Raw genomic sequence first — 16714 nt, 5'->3', positions numbered from 1 at the left:
GGGGGGTGGCGGCGCTGGAGGGGGCGTTATCCGCAACGTAGCGATCCTTCACACCCCCCTCTGTCCCGCCGACATTCTAATCAGCTACCAATCCATCACCACCTTGCCCGAGCTGCCGCTGCGCATCGCGTCGAATCCGACCTGGAAATTGTCGATCCCGATCCGATGCGTGATCAGCCCGGAAACATCCAGTGGCCCCTGCACCAAAGCGATCATCTTGTACCAGGTCTCGAACATCTCGCGGCCGTAGATGCCCTTCAGATGCAGCATCTTGAAGATGACCTTGTTCCAGTCGATCTCGAAGCCGGTGGGCGCGATGCCGAGGATGGCGATCTTGCCGCCATTGTTCATGGTGTCGATCATGTCGCGGAAGGCGGGGGCGGCGCCCGACATCTCCAACCCGACATCGAAACCTTCGGTCATGCCGATCGACGGCATGACGTCGCGCAGCTTTTCCTTCGAGGCGTCGACGACATGCTGGACGCCGAGTTTTCGCGCCAGATCCAACCGCACCGGGTTGATATCGGTGATGACGACCTTTCGCGCGCCGACGCATTGCGCCACGAGCGCGCCCATGATGCCGATCGGGCCGGCGCCGGTGACCAGCACGTCCTCGCCGACGAGATCAAAGGACAAGGCCGTGTGCACGGCATTGCCGAGTGGATCGAAGATCGCCGCGATCTCGTCCGGCACGTCGTCGGGGATCGGCACGACGTTGTGCTGCGGGATGGCCACATACTCGCCGAAGGCGCCGGGGCGGTTAACGCCGACGCCGAGCGTATTACGGCAGAGATGCCCCCTGCCCGCGCGGCAGTTGCGGCAATGGCCGCAGACGATATGGCCTTCGCCCGAGACGCGCTGGCCGACCTTGTATTCGGTGACCGCGGCGCCGTAGTCGGCGACGGTGCCGACGAATTCGTGGCCCGTCACCATCGGCACCGGCACGGTCTTCTGCGCCCACTGATCCCAATTGTAGATATGGACGTCGGTGCCGCAGATCGCGGTCTTCTTGACCTTGATTAGCACATCGTTGGGGCCGATCTCCGGCACCGGCACCTCTTCCATCCAGATGCCCGGCTCGGCCTTGGCTTTCACCAGCGCCTTCATCATGTTCGACATCAGACGCTCCTCAAAAGTCTTACCTGTCTTGATGGGATCGGTTTCATCAGTGCGCCGCCTCCAGAATGTTCTTCAGCCGGAGCAAGTCTCGATCGGTCGAACGCCGAACGGCCAGGGCGATAAACGGTGCCACGAGACGGGGAAAGCCTGTCGGGGTGCCGCGGTTCCGGAGCGCCATATGGGTAGCGCCTTCTTGGGTATCGCGCCATGCATAAGTCGTTTCCATGGGAAACGGTCCTTCGGCGGTTCGCATCACCAGCCGCTCGCCCTGCACGAGATCGACAATTTCGTAGGTGTAAACAAGCCGCCGTCCGAGGAACTGCGCTACGAATGCAATTCTCGATCCTACCTGGGCCGGTCGGCGCGTCTTCCATTCGACCGATTTGATATTGACGTACCAGCGGGGCACGTTGTCCGGATCGGCGGAAAAGGCGGCGACGACCCCGCGTGGCCTGGCGATCTCGATCCTGCTCGTGACATCGATCGTCATGGCCGACTTCTGTTTTCCTCGGCGTGGGTCAAGCGATTACACCCAGTTCCTTTCCCACGTCGCCGAAGACCGAGACCGCCCTGTCGACATCGGCGCTGGAATGGGCGGCCGACATCTGCGTGCGGATGCGGGCCTGGCCCTTCGGCACCACCGGAAAGGAGAAGCCGATGACATAAATGCCGCGCTTCAGCATGCGCGCGGCCATCTCCTGCGCCAGCGCCGCGTCGCCCAGCATCACCGGGATGATCGGATGATCGGCGCCAGCCAGCGTGAAGCCGAGCTTGCCCATCTTGGAGCGGAACCGGTCCGCATTGGCATATAGGCGCTCGCGCAGCGCGTCGCCATGACGGATCAGGTCGAATACCTTGATCGAGGCGCCGGCGATCGCCGGCATCAGAGTGTTGGAGAAGAGATAGGGCCGCGAGCGCTGGCGCAGCCAGTCGACCACCTGGCTTTTGCCCGACGTATAGCCGCCCGAGGCACCGCCCAGCGCCTTGCCAAGCGTGCCGGTGATGATGTCCACCCTGCCCTCGACGCCGCAATGCTCGGCCGAGCCGCGGCCGTTCTTGCCGACGAAGCCGACCGCATGGCTGTCGTCGACCATGACCATGGCATCGTATTTCTCGGCGAGATCGCAGACGCCCTTGAGATTGGCGATGATGCCGTCCATCGAGAACACGCCGTCGGTGGCAATCAGCCGGAAGCGGCAGTCCTTCGCCTCCTTCAGACGGGCTTCGAGATCGGCCATGTCGTTGTTGACGTAGCGGAAGCGCTTGGCCTTGGAAAGCCTGACACCGTCGATGATCGAAGCGTGGTTAAGCGCATCGGAGATGATGGCGTCCTCCTCGCCGAGCAGCGTCTCGAACAGGCCGCCATTGGCGTCGAAGCATGAAGAATAGAGGATAGTATCCTCCATGCCGAGGAAGGAGGAGATCGTCGCCTCGAGCTCCTTATGCTCCTCCTGCGTGCCGCAAATGAAGCGCACCGAGGCCATGCCGTAGCCGTAGCGGTCGAGCGCGTGCTTTGCCGCGTCGCGCAGATCCGGGCTGTCGGCAAGACCGAGATAGTTGTTGGCGCAGAAATTCAGCACCCTCTCGCCGCCGACCTCGATCTCGGCGGACTGCATGGAGGAAATGACCCGCTCGGACTTGTAGAGCCCGGCCGATTTCAGGCCCTGGAGCTCGCTGTCGATGTGGGAAAGGAATGCTTTGCTCATGGTCCGGCCCTGTTCGGTTCGAGGCCGGACTGTCGCGCTATGGCTGCAAAAAATCCATCGCAAAAGCGACCGCTTCGGTGGCGTCGCGAAAGCTCGATCGCAATCCTTTGCGATGGTGCGACGGCAATGCGATCAAAAATGGGGTGTGCGGGAAAGGACGTGATAACCATCTTGCGAGCTTTGCCGCGTTGCCGCGATCGCCCTTGCCGGCCTGTTAACCCTTTCAACGTAATCGTTTTCCCGTCACGAAATCCCTGGCAGGATCCGTCGACCGGAGGGTCAGTAAGTTATGTCGCAGCCCGTGCAGAGCGTTTCGCGCAAGCTGATCCTGCTCATCAAGACCGGCTACTGGCTGGCGCTGACGATCATTGCCGCCATGGTGATCGCCTCCTTCATCCTTCTGCAGCAGTTGATGGCGCAGCAACAGCACAATGACGCGCTGCTCGACATCGTCCAGACGCAGAAGGCACTGTCGCAGCGCATCGTCTTCCTGGCCAGCGCCACGGGTGCTGCCGCGCGCGACAAGCAGCCGGCGCTGGTCACTGCGCTCAAGCAGGCGACGGGCGAGTTCGAGACCAATTACGACCGGCTGCTCAAGGAGACCGGCGCCGATCCGCTCTCGCCAGCGCGCAACGACCCGAAGTCGATCGAATATGTGCTGTTCAGCAAGCCTTTTCACCTCGACTACTTCTCGGTCGGCCTCGTCGCCAATGGCGACAGGCTGGTCTCGTCTTTTGCGTCGCAGCTCGGCATGCAAACCGACGGCTATAAGGGCGGCGGGGACCGCGTCGGCCTCGACGCTTCCGTCGCCAACGCGACCATGTCCGGCTATGCCGCGCTCGGCCAGCGCATCAGCGCCTTCGCCGACGAAAAATCCAGCAACATCCTCGACCTGCACCGCACGCTGTTCTTCGCCACGCTCGGCGTCATCGTGCTGGTGGCGCTGTTCATCTTCCGGCCGATGTCCAACGCCATCCTGCGCAAGACGCGCGAGCTGGTCGACGCGCGCAACTCGATGGCTTTCATCGCTGTGCATGACGGCCTGACGGGGCTGCACAACCGCACCTTCCTCACCGACCATTTCGACACGCTGATCAAGGGAGCGCACCGCCGCCGCGAGCGCCTGGCGGTGATCCAGCTCGATCTTGACCGCTTCAAGCAGATCAACGATACGCTTGGCCATGCCGCCGGCGACTATGTGCTGGTGGTGACCGCCCAGCGCATGCGCGATTCCTGCCGGGCCTCGGATCTCTGCGCGCGGCTCGGCGGCGACGAGTTCGTCATGATCCTCAATGGCGCCGGCACGACCGAGGACATCCATGCGCTCGCCAAGCGCATCCTCGACGAGATCAACGACCCGATCACCTTCCAGGGCACGACCATCATGCCCGGCGCCAGCGCCGGCATCGCGGTCTATCCGGTCGACGCCGACAACGCGCAGGACCTGCTCGTCCATGCCGACCTGGCGCTCTATTCGGCCAAGAAGCTCGGCGGCGGCAATTTCTCCTTCTTCTCCGAGGAACTGCGGCGCGAGCTCGACTATCGCAAGCAGCTCGAACAGGACATCCGCACGGCGATCTCCGACAGGAGCTTCGAGGTCTATTTCCAGCCGCAAGTGTCGCTGACCAGCGGTAAGATCAGCGGCATCGAGGCGTTGGTACGCTGGAAGCACGCCACACGCGGCATGATTTCGCCCGGCGAGTTCATTCCCGTCGCCGAGAAATGCGGCTTCATGCCGGATATCGGCCGCATCGTCATCGGCAAGGCGATCAACGAGGCCGCCGAATGGGACCGCGCCGGCATCGATTTCGGCCGCATCGCCGTCAACGTTTCGGGCACGGAGCTGCGCGAGCCCGATTTCGACAGCTTCCTGTTCGGCACGCTGGAGCGCGCGGGGCTGCCGCCGCAGAAGCTCGCGCTGGAGATCGTCGAATCCGTCATCCTCGACGATGAGAAGACCGGGATCGCCGCGAAGCTCCGCCATATCCGCGCCGCGGGCGTGCATCTCGAACTCGACGATTTCGGCACCGGCTATGCATCGCTCAGCCACGTCAACCCGAACGAGATCGACCGGCTGAAGATCGACCGCCGCTTCGTCCAGAACATCAACGAGAACGGCGACAACAGCAAGATCGTGCGCGCCATCACCGAGCTTGCCCGCGGGCTCGGCATCTCGATCGTCGCCGAGGGCGCCGAAACCGAGGCCGAACTCGACTCGCTGATGGCGATCGGCTGCGACCAGGTGCAGGGCTATTCCATCGCCTTCCCGATGCCGCAGGACAAGGCACGCGAATGGCTTTTGGCGCGCAGCCCGAAGAAGGCGAAGCTGAAAGTACTGCAGGGCAACTTGGCTTGAGATGCGCCGATATTCAGGTGAGGCCGGCCTGCAAATGGCGAACAGGCTGATCCTGCTCATGCATGACGAGATGTTCCAGGACGCCTTCGACGGCAAGGCGAAACTGACGGCATCGATCGCGGCGCTCAGGGTGCGCCACTACGCCTTCGGCGCAATCCCGGGTTACGACTGAGGCGGCCCGGCGTTCCGCCTAAGTGCCGCAAGCACCTCGGCGAATTCGGCCAGCCTGTCGTCGGGAATGCCAGCGCGCAGCCGCTTGTCGAAGGCGACGGCCGCGAGACGGAGCTTTTCGAACAGCGCTTCGCCGGCCTCGGTCAGCGCCACCTGATGGACCCTGCGGTTTTCCGGATCGCGACGGCGCGTCAGCAAGCCTTGCGCTTCCATGGCGTTGAGGTGATGGGTCAGCGTCGCGCCCTGGATGCCGATCATGCCGGCAAGCTCGCGCTGGTTCGCGAGTTCCTTCGACTTGACTGACAGCAAGGTCAGCCAGACCGGCAGCGTGCCGCCGGCCTCGGCCATGGCGGCATCGAAAGCCTGCGCCACCACTTTCGAGGTGCGGGCGAGATTCATGCCGACGGGCGGGCGATCAAACGGTGTCATGACCTGACAGTAGAGCAAAGCGATTGGAACATGAAACTTGGCTTCATGATTGACATCTAACCGTTAGATATCTAACTTTGTCTTATTGATGGCGTCGCCATGCTGCGACGCGCGGCGGGCGGCAGAGAGGAATGCGGTCATGCAATTTGTCTATATCGTCACCATCGGCCTGCACGTCATGGCCGGCGTGTTCTGGGCCGGCACGACCATTGCGGTTGCCCGCGATCCGGAGATCAGGGCGGAGCGGTTCATCCGACCGCAGCTTGGCGCCTCCGGCCTGGCGTTCCTGACCGGCATACTGCTCTGGTATTTCTTCCACGAGGGTGCTTTCGGGTCGATGGAGAAGGTGTTGGCGCTGGGCATTTTGACGGCGCTGATCGCCGCCGGCGTGCAGGGCGCGCTTGTCGCCTCCGCCAGCAGGCAGCTGGCCGGCGCCGATCAAGCGGCGCAGACCCAATTGCGGGCGAAGATGACCAGAGGCGAACGCATCGCGGGCGGGCTGCTGGTCATCACCGTATTTTGCATGGCGACAGCCAAGCTGTTTTGACATCGCACGGCCGGCGAAGCCGACCGGGCGCGACGCGCAACGGACCGAAGCGGCAGGTGGCTCTCCTTGCAAAGGCCCGTTGCGCGTCACCGACCCTCAGATCCTGATCCCGAACCGGATGCCGTCATAGATGGCGGCGTGGATGTTGCGCGACGCGACCGCGTCGCCGATGCGAAACAGCACGAAGCCACCTTCGGGATGGCGTGCGGGGAAGATGTCGCCGCCACTCACCAGCCGCTCATAGTCGACCGCGCCGCCATTCTTCGACAAAGGCTTAAGCGCAAGGTAGAGATCGTCGAGCGGCGCGGTGCCGTGCTCGACCACCACCTGGTCGACGCGCCGCTCGCCGCGCCAGCCTTCGGCGAAATCCGATGCCAGCTCGGCGACGAGTTCGTTGCCCTCGCGCCGCACCGAACGCAGCCTTGTGTTGATGGTGACGGTGACGCCCTTTTCGTGGAAGGCGCGCATATAGGGCACGTGGTTCATGCCGCCCATTTCCGGCGCGAAGAAACGCTCCGGCGAGACCAACTCCAGCCTGGAGCCGCTGTTGGCGATGAGTTCGGCGGCGCCCATGCCCTGATGGCCGCCATTGTCGTCGTAGAGCATCACGTTCTCGGCCGGCTTGACGCTGCCGGCCATGATATCCCAGCTCGAGGTGACGAGATTGTCGCCGGCGGTCAGCGGCGGGTTCTGCGGCATGCCGCCGGTGGCCACGATCACCACATCCGGCGCCAGCGCCAGCACGTCGTCCTTCTCGGCCCAGGTGTCGTAACGGATCTCGACGCCGAGCCGGTCGAGCTCGGCCAACCGCCAGTCGATGATGCCGATCAGTTCCTTGCGGCGCGGATTCTGGGTCGCCAAGCGCACCTGTCCTCCGGCCTGGCTGGAGGCTTCGAGCACCGTCACCTGATGGCCACGCTCGGCCGCGACGCGGGCGGCCTCCAGGCCGCCGGCGCCCGCGCCCACCACCACGACTTTCTTCTTCGGTCCCTCGCTCTTGGCGATGACGTGCGGAATGGTCGCCTCGCGGCCGGTCGCGGCGTTGTGGACGCACAGCGCCTCACCGCCTTCATAGATGCGGTCAAGGCAATAGGTGGCGCCGACGCAGGGGCGGATCTCGTGCTCGCGGCCCTCCATCACTTTGCGGATGATATGCGGATCGGCGATATGGGCGCGGGTCATGCCGACCATGTCGAGCTTGCCGGTGGCGATGGCGTGGCGGGCAGTGGCGACATCGGAAATGCGCGCCGCATGGAAGGTCGGGAATTTCGTCGCCGCCCTCACCTCGCCGGCGAAATCGAGATGCGGCGAGGAGCGCATGCCGGTCACCGGGATGACCTTGGTCAGCGACGCATCGGTCTCAATCGTGCCGCGGATGATGTTCAGGAAATCGACCTTGCCGGAATTGGCGAGCCGCCTAGCGATCTCGACGCCCACTTCCTTCGAGATGCCGTTTTCGACATCCTCGTCGGCGACCATGCGGATGCCGACGATGAATTTCTCGCCGACGGCGGCGCGCACCGCATCCAGCACCATGTCGGTGAAGCGCAGCCGGTTGTCGAGCGAGCCGCCATACTCGTCGTCGCGGTGGTTGGTCAAAGGCGACCAGAAGCCATCCATCAGATGGCCGTAGGATTCGAACTCGATGCCGTCGAGGCCGGCTGCCTGGCAGCGCTGCGCGGCCGACGCATAGTCGGCGACGATGCGCTCGATGTCCCATTCCTCGATCGCCTTCGGGAAGGCGCGATGCGCCGGCTCGCGCACCGGCGAGGCCGAAAGCACCGGTAGCCAGTCGGCCTTGTTCCAGCCCGTGCGGCGGCCGAGATGGGTGATCTGGATCATAACCTTGCAGTCATGCTCATGACAGGCGTCCGCCAGTTCGGCGAGCCAAGGCACGATGCGGTCGTCATAGACATGCAGATTGCCGAAGGCGGCCGGGCTGTCGCGCGATACGATTGCCGAGCCCGCCGTCATGGTCAGCGCCATGCCCCCCTTGGCCTTCTCGGCATGGTAGAGCCGGTAGCGCTCCTTCGGCATGCCGTCCTCGGAATAGGCCGGCTCATGGCTGGTCGACATCACCCGGTTCTTCAGCGTCAGGTGCTTGAGCTGATAGGGTTGGAGAAGCGGGTCGTTGCTGGTCATTGTCTTCCTGCCGTTTCAAATTGTGCGGGAGCGGAGCGCTCTCGCTTCCATTTCACGCATCGGATTCATCCGAAAACCGCTGCGCACTTTTCGGTCCGATGCTAATGAGCGGTCAAACGCGCTGCGCCCGTGAGGACTGCAACGCTTCTTTCAACCTTCGTTTCGCGCCCGCCGCATTGAACTGCGCTTCCAACGGCCGGGAGCAAGGAGCCCGCCCATGACCGACGCCAAAAACCTCACCCAGCTCGGCAAGCACGTCGAGACGCCACAGAGCCCCGAACAGGCGGTCTTGGAAACCGTGCCTTTCAATCGCGGCGAGGGCCCGCCGGCGATCGTGCGCTTCACCTGCCCCGAATTCACCTCGCTGTGTCCGGTCACCGGCCAGCCGGATTTCGCCCACATCGTCATCGACTACGCGCCCGACAAGACGCTGGTGGAATCGAAGTCGCTGAAGCTGTTCATGACCTCGTTCCGCAACCACGGCGCCTTCCATGAGGAGTGCACGGTGATGATCGGCCGCCGCATCGTGGAGTCCACGAAACCGCTCTGGCTGCGCGTCGGCGGCTACTGGTTCCCGCGCGGCGGCATCCCGATCGACGTCTTCTGGCAGACCGGCGCGCCGCCCAAGGATGTATGGCTGCCGGATACCGGCGTTGCGCCTTATCGCGGTAGGGGTTGAGATTTGTTGCGAAAGGCCGGCGGGACAGCGCCCCGCTCTGTCCTGCCGGACATCTCCCCCGCAAGGGGGGAGATTGGCAGCTTCGGCGCCCCGCTTATCCTGCGACGTCGGAGATTGGCGAAAGCCGGCGCGGCATCTGATCTCCCCCAAAGCGGGGGAGATGGCCGGCAAGCCAGAGGGGGGCGCGAAGGATCGCCAGCCCTGATCTTCAATCACCACCATCACTCGCACTGGTACTGGCTGAGCGCCCACTCGCCGGTGACCGACAGAAGATCGGAGACCTTCCAAGCGCCACCGACCTTCCTCAGCTTCCATTCGAGGCGGTGCTGGTGGCCCTCGACGACGAAGGCGACGACTACCTTGGCCTCGTCGCCATTGACCGCCTCGATGGTGCGCAGACTCTTGTCGATGGCGAGCTTGTCGTAATCTGCATTGTCGAGCGCCATGTTGGGGTCGAGGCATTCCCCCTGCCCCGAAGCGCGCAACGCGTCGCTCTTGTCGAGCACAGTTTTTGCCGGATCGATGAAGTTCTTCCGCTGGGCGGGATCGAGCTCGAGACCAACATGCTCGTAAAACGGCCTGACCACCGCCGTCGGCGATCCGGGTAGGACGGGCGCGGCAGGCGCCGGTTCGGCCGGCGTGGTTTGCGGCGCCGGGGTTGTGGCAGGCGGCGCCGCACCATCCGCCGGCGCTTTGTCGTCGGGTGAGGCTTTTGGCGGCGGCGAGCCGAAGAGCCCCTGCGCTGAGGCTCCGCCGCTCAGCCCCGCGGCCAGCATCGACAAGCTCGACAGCGCGAGGACGAGAAGGCGAAGCACGGCATCACTCCGTCGAGGCGCCGCATTCCAGCGCACTGAGCTTCCAGTCGCTGGTCTTGGAGCTGATGTCGGTGATCTTCCACTTGCCGTCCACTTTCTTCAGCGACCACACCATTTCGCGTTTGGAGTCATCGCCTTCCGGGAAAAGATTGAAGCTTGCCGTCACCTCGGCGGTATCGCCATTGACGGCCTCGGTGAGCTTCAGCGTCTTCGACAGGGTCTTTTGATCGAAATCCTGGGCGTCGAGCCCGGGATCGAAGTCGATGCAGGACACCTCGTCGGGCTTCTCCTTCTGCGCCTTGTCGTTGGCTTCGAACAGACTGGTGACCGGCTCGGTGAAGCGGTCGCGGTATTTGGCGTCCGCCTCGAACTTCACCTCCGGCACGTAGAAGAACTTCACGGTGTTGGAAGCCGGCCCGGCAAGCGCGGCGCCGGGCAAGGCTATCGAAAGGACAGCGGCAAGCACTATCGGCTTCATGCAGGATCTCCGAGGTTCGGTGCGTGGCGGCAAGCTCGCTGCCACGCATCCTGCATACCGGCTTTTTTGCGGCTCATGAAGTCCAGGCGCGCTCAGGCATTCAGCCAGACGTTCTGGAAGTCCATTTCGTAGGTCTGGTGCATCGAATAGTTCTTCACCTTCTTGTTCATGTGGCAGTAGAGCTTCTGCCAGAAGGGCTGGATGATGACGCCGGAATCCTGCAGGATCGCCTCGACATCCTTCATCACCTCCTTACGCTTGGCGACATCGATCTGCGACAGCGCCTCCTTGAGCTTGGCGTCGAACTCCGGGTTGGAATAGGCCGTCTCGTTCCAGGCCTCGCCGGTGCGGTAGCCGAGCGCCAGCACCTGCACACCGAGCGGGCGCATGTACCAGATGGTCATGGAATAGGGATATTTCGTCCAGTCATTCCAGAAGGTCGAGCCCGGCAGCACCGTGCGCTTCACCTTGATACCGGCGTCGCGCAACTGGCCGGCAATCGCATCGCCGGTGTTCTTCTGCCATTCGTCCTCGACCGTGATCAGCTCATGCTCGAAGTCGGCTTGGCCTGCCTCCGCCATCAGCTTCTTGGCGCCGGCGGCATCGCGCTCCTTCTTGGGCAGCGGGTAGTATTCGGGATGGATCGGGGCGACATGATGATTCTCGCCGACCGTGCCGCGGCCATTATAGCCGAGCTGCATCACCTGGTTGTTGTCGACCGCCATCTGCAGCGCGTTGCGCACCCGCTTGTCGTCATAGGGCTTATGCGTGATGTTGGTGCGTGCAACGAGCGTGGTCGCGGTCGCCACCTCGGATTTCACTAAGTCCATCTTGTCCAGCGGGTCGATGAAGTCGGCCGGCGTTTCGAAGTCGAGGTCGATCTCGCCGGAATCGAAGGCATTCAGCGTGGCGTTGAAGTCGGTGCCGTAGTCGATGAACTCCACCCCGTCGAGCGGCGCTTCGCCGCCCCACCACTTGCCGTTCTCGCGTCGCTTGACGACCGCCTTCTGACCAACCGAATAGGACACCAGCTCGAAAGCTCCGGTGCCGATCGGCTTCTTGATCGGATCGGCGCCATCCTTGTCGAAGTCGCGGTGCACGACCAGGGCCGGATAGTCGGTGAAGCCGGGGATGATGGCGATATCGGCTTGGTTGAGCTTCAGCTTGACCGTGTGGTCGTCGACCTTGGTAATCGCGCCCTCCTTGGCCTTGCCGGTCTTGGCGTCGATCAGCGCGCCGACACGGGCCGCCATGGAGTTGCCGGAAGCCCCCTTCTCGCACCAGCGGTTCAGATTGGCGACCACATCATCGGCGTTGAAGGCATCGCCATTGTTCCAGGTGACGCCCTTGCGCAGATGCAGCGTGTATTCGGTGGCGTCGTCATTGACGTCCCAGCTTTCGAGCAGCACCGGCTCGAAAGTGAACTGGTGCGTGTAGCGCACGAGCGGCTCCAGCCACGTGCGGGTGACGTTCGCCATCTCCGTCCAGTCGTAGGTGCGCGGGTCCTTCTGCGCCTTGACCGACATCGCGACATGCAGCGTTCCGCCCTTCTTGGGCTCCTCGGCGAGCGCCTTGGTCGGCGCGGCAAGGCCGAGCATGCCATAGGCGAAAGCCGTCGATGCGCCGAAGGCGCTTGCCAGGGCCAGGAATTCGCGCCGGTCGACACGCCCCGCGCGCGCCTCCTCGGCCATCGCTTCGATAGCGGCCGGGACCCGGTCACCATTGCTTCTGAACAGTGTCATTCTCGTTCTCCCATTGGTTTGAGCGGGTCTTTTGCCCTTTTGCTTGAACTATCGTCGATCAACTAACGCTGTCCGGCAGCTTTTCCTCACGCCGGGCGATCAAATCCCTGAGACCTTCGGCAATGCCCTCGTCGAGCTTCGGCTCCTGGTAGTCGGCGAGCATAGCGCGCGCCTTTTCGAGGCCGCGCGTATCGTGGTCCTTGGCGCCTTCGGCGCTCCACTGCTCGAAGGAATTGAAGTCCATGATGTTGGGCATGAAGAAGGCGCTCTCGAAATGCTCGAGCGTATGCTGCGTGCCGAGGAAATGCCCTTGCGGGCCGACCTCGCGGATCGCCGCCATCGCTTCCTTGAAATCGTCGAAGGGAACGCCGCCGGCATATTTGTACCAGCCGACCAGTTGCTCGCTGTCGGTGGCGAATTTCGAATAGCCGCAGGTGAGGCCCGCCTCCAGCCAGCCGGCCGAATGCCAGATGTAATTGGCGCCGGAAAGGATCGCGGCATGCATCAGCATGTTCGCCTCATAGCCGGCCTGGGCGTCGTTGAGCTTGGAGCCGACATGGAAGCCGGAGGTGCGCCACGGCAGCTTGTATTTCCTGGCCAGCGCGCCCATCAGATACATCATCTGTGCCGCTTCGGGCGTGCCGCCCATCGGCGCGCCGGTCTTCATGTCGACGGTCACCATGAACTGGCCGTAGAGCTGCGGCGAGCCTGGCCGGATGAGCTGGGTCAAAGCCACGCCGGCGAGCGCCTCGGCGTTGACCTGCGCCACCGCGCCGACGGCGGAGGCCGAGGTCGAGGCGCCGCACAGCGCGAAAGGCGCCAGGATCAGCGGCTGGTTATGGCTCGCATAGACGCGCATGGCGTCGATCATGGTGGCGTCCCACACCAGCGGCGAATTGCAGTTGGTGATCGCCACCAGCACAGGGTTGTCGCGCACGAACTCCTCGCCGAAGACGATGCCGGCCATCGCCATCGTATCCTCGGCACGCTCCTTGGATGTCACGATGCCCATGAACGGCTTGTCGGAATGTTTCAGCGCCGAGTGGATGATATGCAGGTGCCGCTTCGGCACCGCGATCTCCATCGGCTCGCAGATGACCGAGCTCGACGAATGCAGCGCCGGCGCCATGTAGGCCATCTTGTGGAAATTGTTGAGGTCGGCGAGCGTACCGTAGCGCCGCTTGTTGTCGAGGTCGCGGACATAGGGCGCGCCATACATCGGCACGAAGATCGAGTTCTTGCCGCCGACGCGCACGGTGCGCTCCGGATTGCGCGCGTTGAGCGTGAACTCCGCAGGAACTTTCGAGACCAGCTCCATCAACAGCGCGCGGTCGATGCGGACACGCGTTTGCCTGACGTCGGCGCCGGCCGCTTTCCAGAGCTCGATCGCCCCGTCGTCACGGAATTCGCAGCCCACCTCCTCGAGGATCTTGAGCGATTCCTCGTGGATCAACTCCACCGCCTCGTCCGGCACGATCTCGTAAGCGGGGATCTTGCGCACAAGGGTAGGGAAAGACGCGATCGGCGCGCTTCTCAGCGCCTTGCGGCCAAGACGGCCACCGCCGCGGCGGTGGGTCTGTTCGGTCAATTCAACGGCCGGTGCGTTCATGGAGGCTCCTTCTTCCCGCCACTCACGTTAGCGAGGCAAAATATGGCTGTGACGCTGGAAAATCCTGATCTTCTGTATAAGTTCACCTTATGCGAAGCCTGCGCCACCTCCTGCCCTCGGCCGGCAGCCTCATCGTCTTCGAAGCCGCCGGCCGGCTGTCGAGCTTCACCGCCGCCGGGCGCGAGCTCGGCATGACGCAGGCCGCCGTTTCCTATGCCGTGCGCGGCCTGGAGGAGCAGCTCGGCGCCAAGCTCTTCCAGCGGCGCCATCGCCAGGTGCTTCTGACGGAAGCCGGCGAGCGCTTCCATGCCGACGTCTCGCTCGGCCTGTCGCACATCCGCAAATCGGCGGAGGACCTGCGCCTGCAGGCGACCGGCGGGCACGTGACGTTAGCCGCCTCGACGGCTTTCGGCTCGTTCTGGATGATGCCGCGCCTGCAGCAGTTCCGCGACGAACTGCCGGGCGTCGACCTGCGCATCCAGACCGCCGACCGCGACCTCGACATCATCGCCGAGGGGATTCCGCTCGGCGTGCGCGGCGGCGTGCCGCGCGACTGGCCGGACTATCACTCGCTGTCACTCTCCGATGAAGAGATCTTCCCGGTCGCCGGCCCGAGCTATCTCGCCAAATTCGGCAAGCCGAAGACGGTCGAGGAACTAGCCACGCACCGGCTGATCCATCTCGAGGAGCCCTATCGCGAGGCGCCGAACTGGGACGAATGGTTCGCTTCGGCCGGAACCAGCCTGCGCAATGCCGAACGCGGCCTGCGCATCAACGATTACGCCCTGGTCATCCAGGCGGTGATGGAGGGACAAGGCATCTCGCTTGGATGGCGGCACCTGGTCGAGCGTCTGGTGGCATCAGGACTGCTGGTGCCGGTGACCGATCATGTCATGCGGACCGGCATCGGCTTCCACGTCATCTGGCCGAAAAACCGCGACCTCAGCGAGAATGCCCGCAGGGTGAGGGACTGGCTTGTGGCGCAGGCATGAACTGACCCCTCCCCCACAAGGCTCGAATCCGCCTATAATCGCCTGATGCCCATCCGCCAGCTTTCCGAAACGATGATCAACCAGATCGCTGCGGGCGAGGTCATCGAGCGTCCGGCGAGCGTGGTGAAGGAGTTGGTCGAGAACGCGCTTGATGCCGGCGCATCGCGCATCGAGGTCGTTACGGCGGGCGGCGGGCTCAATCTCATCCGCGTCACCGATGACGGCTCGGGCATTCCCGAGCAGGAACTCGCGCTGGCGGTCGCGCGGCACTGCACCTCCAAGCTTTCCGACAGCATCCACGACATCCGCTCGCTGGGTTTCCGCGGCGAGGCGCTTCCCTCGATCGGTTCCGTCGCGCGGCTGTCGATCCGCTCGCGCACGGCAGGCGGCGACAGCGCGGCCGAGATCGGCATCGACGGCGGGCGCGTCTCGGCGGTCAAGCCGGCGGCGGCAAACCGCGGCACCACGGTCGAGGTCCGCGACCTCTTCTTCGCCACGCCGGCCAGGCTGAAATTCATGAAGGGCGAGCGCGCCGAAAGCTCGGCCACCAGCGACGTGGTGAAGCGCATCGCCATCGCCTTTCCCGCTGTCCGCTTCACGCTGGCCGGCTCGGACCGCTCGACTTTGGAACTGCCGGCGACGGACGACACGCCGGAGGGCCGGCTTGCCCGCGTCGCGCAGGTGATGGGCAAGGATTTCCCGGACAACGCCATCGCCATCAATGCCCTGCGCGACGGCGTGCATCTTGCCGGTCACGTCTCGATTCCGTCCTACACGCGCGCCAACGCGCTGCAGCAATACGCCTATGTCAATGGACGGCCGGTGCGCGACAAGCTGATCGCCGGCGCGATCCGCGGCGCCTTCGCCGACGTGCTGCCGCGAGACCGGCATGCGGTGGCGGTGCTCTTCCTGTCGCTCGATCCCTCGACGGTCGACGTCAACGTCCATCCCGCCAAGGCCGATGTGCGATTCCGGGACCCAGGCCTGGTGCGCGGGCTGATCGTCGGCGCCATCCGCGAGGCGCTGGCCGGCGCCGGCATCCGTGCGGCGACGACGGGCGCCGCCGGCATGATGGCGGCATTCCGGCCGGGCGCGGCGCCCCACTCGCATGCCGGCCCGGCCAACGGCCATCGCAGCTACGAGGCCGCTTATCACGTTTCCGTGTCCGGAGGCTTCGACCCGTTGCGCTCGGCGCAGCGGCCGCTCGACATGGGCTATGGCGAAGCGAAGCATCAACGCAACGGCTTTGCGGAGAACGACCAGGCGGCCTTCGACACCGGGCCAATGGCCAGCGCTGATGTCCGCGCCGGCATGGCCGAGCCGACTGAGGCGCTGCTCGGCATGGTGCTGGGCGCGGCGCGCGCGCAGGTGCATGAGAACTATATCGTCGCCCAGACGCGGGATTCGCTCGTCATCGTCGACCAGCATGCCGCGCATGAGCGGCTGGTCTACGAGGCGCTGAAGAATGCGCTGCATTCGCGCGCGGTGCCGTCGCAGATGCTGCTTTTGCCCGAGATCGTCGACCTGCCGGAAGAGGATGCAGAGCGGCTGGCGATGCATTCCGAGACGCTCGCCAAATTCGGCCTCGGCCTCGAACGTTTCGGCCCGGGCGCGGTGGCGGTGCGCGAGACGCCGTCTATGCTGGGCGAGACCAATGTGCCGCAGCTGGTGCGCGACCTTGCCGACGAGATTGCCGACAACGATACGGTCGAGACGTTGAAGGAGCGGCTGGACAAGATCGCCGCGACCATGGCCTGCCACGGTTCGGTGCGGTCAGGGCGGCTGCTCAAGGCCGAGGAGATGAACGCGCTGCTGCGCCAGATGGAGGCGACGCCCGGCTCCGGCACCTGCAATCACGGCCGCCCGACCTATATCGAGCTCAAGCTCGCCGATATCGAAAGGCTGTTCGGGCGGCGGTGAGCGTCCCCT

General features: G+C 64.2%; 15 protein-coding genes. 6 read left to right on the top strand and 9 right to left on the bottom strand.

Translation table 11 applies throughout. From position 1 onward, the window contains the following. Nucleotides 1–84: 84 nt before the first annotated feature. From tdh to LB553_RS22910, 3 genes are read right to left on the bottom strand one after another with little or no spacing between them, the layout of a single operon-like run. Nucleotides 85–1119 (bottom strand): L-threonine 3-dehydrogenase, encoded by a 1035-nt coding sequence (gene tdh / locus LB553_RS22920; RefSeq protein WP_224516572.1) that lies wholly within the window; start codon nt 1117–1119, stop codon nt 85–87. Nucleotides 1120–1165: 46 nt separating this feature from the next. After that, on the bottom strand, nt 1166–1609 hold the full coding sequence (locus LB553_RS22915) for an SRPBCC family protein (RefSeq protein WP_224516571.1): 444 nt from the start codon (nt 1607–1609) through the stop codon (nt 1166–1168). Between the two features lie 28 nt (nt 1610–1637). After that, complete coding sequence (locus LB553_RS22910; protein WP_224516570.1) at nt 1638–2825, bottom strand: glycine C-acetyltransferase; 1188 nt, start codon at nt 2823–2825, stop codon at nt 1638–1640. Nucleotides 2826–3114: 289 nt separating this feature from the next. Here LB553_RS22910 and LB553_RS22905 point away from each other — a divergent pair, with 289 nt between their 5' ends. Both LB553_RS22905 and LB553_RS22900 read left to right on the top strand, forming a co-directional pair. After that, entirely contained in the window at nt 3115–5181 is a 2067-nt protein-coding gene (locus LB553_RS22905; protein WP_224516569.1) for a putative bifunctional diguanylate cyclase/phosphodiesterase, read from the top strand. A gap of 34 nt (nt 5182–5215) precedes the next feature. Further along, complete coding sequence (locus tag LB553_RS22900; protein WP_224516568.1) at nt 5216–5353, top strand: hypothetical protein; 138 nt, start codon at nt 5216–5218, stop codon at nt 5351–5353. On the opposite strand, the gene LB553_RS22895 is transcribed toward LB553_RS22900, so the two are convergent. After that, nucleotides 5344–5781: a MarR family winged helix-turn-helix transcriptional regulator gene (locus LB553_RS22895; RefSeq protein ID WP_224516567.1), complete on the bottom strand. Its 438-nt coding sequence runs from the start codon at nt 5779–5781 to the stop codon at nt 5344–5346. The two genes, LB553_RS22900 and LB553_RS22895, sit on opposite strands and share 10 nt — an antisense overlap. A 139-nt stretch (nt 5782–5920) precedes the next feature. Here LB553_RS22895 and LB553_RS22890 point away from each other — a divergent pair, with 139 nt between their 5' ends. Further along, nucleotides 5921–6328, top strand: coding sequence for a hypothetical protein (locus tag LB553_RS22890; RefSeq protein WP_224516566.1), 408 nt, complete (start codon nt 5921–5923; stop codon nt 6326–6328). Nucleotides 6329–6424: 96 nt separating this feature from the next. On the opposite strand, the gene LB553_RS22885 is transcribed toward LB553_RS22890, so the two are convergent. Then, the gene (locus tag LB553_RS22885) at nt 6425–8470 is read right to left on the bottom strand and encodes an FAD-dependent oxidoreductase (protein ID WP_224516565.1); all 2046 of its coding nucleotides are present in this window, start codon (nt 8468–8470) and stop codon (nt 6425–6427) included. A 217-nt stretch (nt 8471–8687) separates the two neighbouring features. Between LB553_RS22885 and queF the strand changes: the two genes are divergently transcribed. Beyond that, nucleotides 8688–9149, top strand: coding sequence for a preQ(1) synthase (gene queF, locus LB553_RS22880; protein WP_224516564.1), 462 nt, complete (start codon nt 8688–8690; stop codon nt 9147–9149). A gap of 221 nt (nt 9150–9370) precedes the next feature. On the opposite strand, the gene LB553_RS22875 is transcribed toward queF, so the two are convergent. The 4 genes from LB553_RS22875 to LB553_RS22860 form a co-directional block, all read right to left on the bottom strand. Next, entirely contained in the window at nt 9371–9964 is a 594-nt protein-coding gene (locus LB553_RS22875; protein WP_224516563.1) for a hypothetical protein, read from the bottom strand. 4 nt (nt 9965–9968) lie between these two features. Beyond that, nucleotides 9969–10442, bottom strand: a complete 474-nt coding sequence (locus LB553_RS22870) for a DUF3828 domain-containing protein (protein WP_224516562.1) — start codon at nt 10440–10442, stop codon at nt 9969–9971. A 92-nt stretch (nt 10443–10534) separates the two neighbouring features. Continuing rightward, a complete protein-coding gene (locus LB553_RS22865; protein ID WP_224516561.1) occupies nt 10535–12184 on the bottom strand; it encodes an ABC transporter substrate-binding protein in 1650 nt (549 codons plus the stop codon). Nucleotides 12185–12242: 58 nt separating this feature from the next. Then, nucleotides 12243–13793, bottom strand: a complete 1551-nt coding sequence (locus tag LB553_RS22860; RefSeq protein ID WP_224516560.1) for a trimethylamine methyltransferase family protein — start codon at nt 13791–13793, stop codon at nt 12243–12245. An 89-nt stretch (nt 13794–13882) separates the two neighbouring features. Between LB553_RS22860 and LB553_RS22855 the strand changes: the two genes are divergently transcribed. Continuing rightward, nucleotides 13883–14785, top strand: a complete 903-nt coding sequence (locus LB553_RS22855; RefSeq protein WP_224516559.1) for a LysR substrate-binding domain-containing protein — start codon at nt 13883–13885, stop codon at nt 14783–14785. A gap of 45 nt (nt 14786–14830) precedes the next feature. Beyond that, complete coding sequence (gene mutL / locus LB553_RS22850; protein ID WP_224516558.1) at nt 14831–16705, top strand: DNA mismatch repair endonuclease MutL; 1875 nt, start codon at nt 14831–14833, stop codon at nt 16703–16705. Nucleotides 16706–16714 lie beyond the last annotated feature (9 nt).

Origin of the sequence: Mesorhizobium sp. CA8, from assembly GCF_020164955.1 — a bacterium.
In the GTDB taxonomy this organism is placed as follows: domain Bacteria; phylum Pseudomonadota; class Alphaproteobacteria; order Rhizobiales; family Rhizobiaceae; genus Mesorhizobium.
This window is presented reverse-complemented; position numbering and strand designations above follow the sequence as displayed.

Coding starts and splice junctions, on each gene's coding strand:
- LB553_RS22865 (WP_224516561.1), bottom strand. CDS start 12,184: ATGACACTGTTCAGAAGCAATGGTGACCGGGTCCCGGCCGCTATCGAA.
- LB553_RS22855 (WP_224516559.1), top strand. CDS start 13,883: ATGCGAAGCCTGCGCCACCTCCTGCCCTCGGCCGGCAGCCTCATCGTC.
- LB553_RS22900 (WP_224516568.1), top strand. CDS start 5,216: ATGGCGAACAGGCTGATCCTGCTCATGCATGACGAGATGTTCCAGGAC.
- LB553_RS22910 (WP_224516570.1), bottom strand. CDS start 2,825: ATGAGCAAAGCATTCCTTTCCCACATCGACAGCGAGCTCCAGGGCCTG.
- LB553_RS22870 (WP_224516562.1), bottom strand. CDS start 10,442: ATGAAGCCGATAGTGCTTGCCGCTGTCCTTTCGATAGCCTTGCCCGGC.
- LB553_RS22905 (WP_224516569.1), top strand. CDS start 3,115: ATGTCGCAGCCCGTGCAGAGCGTTTCGCGCAAGCTGATCCTGCTCATC.
- LB553_RS22895 (WP_224516567.1), bottom strand. CDS start 5,781: ATGACACCGTTTGATCGCCCGCCCGTCGGCATGAATCTCGCCCGCACC.
- LB553_RS22860 (WP_224516560.1), bottom strand. CDS start 13,793: ATGAACGCACCGGCCGTTGAATTGACCGAACAGACCCACCGCCGCGGC.
- LB553_RS22885 (WP_224516565.1), bottom strand. CDS start 8,470: ATGACCAGCAACGACCCGCTTCTCCAACCCTATCAGCTCAAGCACCTG.
- queF (WP_224516564.1), top strand. CDS start 8,688: ATGACCGACGCCAAAAACCTCACCCAGCTCGGCAAGCACGTCGAGACG.
- mutL (WP_224516558.1), top strand. CDS start 14,831: ATGCCCATCCGCCAGCTTTCCGAAACGATGATCAACCAGATCGCTGCG.
- tdh (WP_224516572.1), bottom strand. CDS start 1,119: ATGTCGAACATGATGAAGGCGCTGGTGAAAGCCAAGGCCGAGCCGGGC.
- LB553_RS22915 (WP_224516571.1), bottom strand. CDS start 1,609: ATGACGATCGATGTCACGAGCAGGATCGAGATCGCCAGGCCACGCGGG.
- LB553_RS22890 (WP_224516566.1), top strand. CDS start 5,921: ATGCAATTTGTCTATATCGTCACCATCGGCCTGCACGTCATGGCCGGC.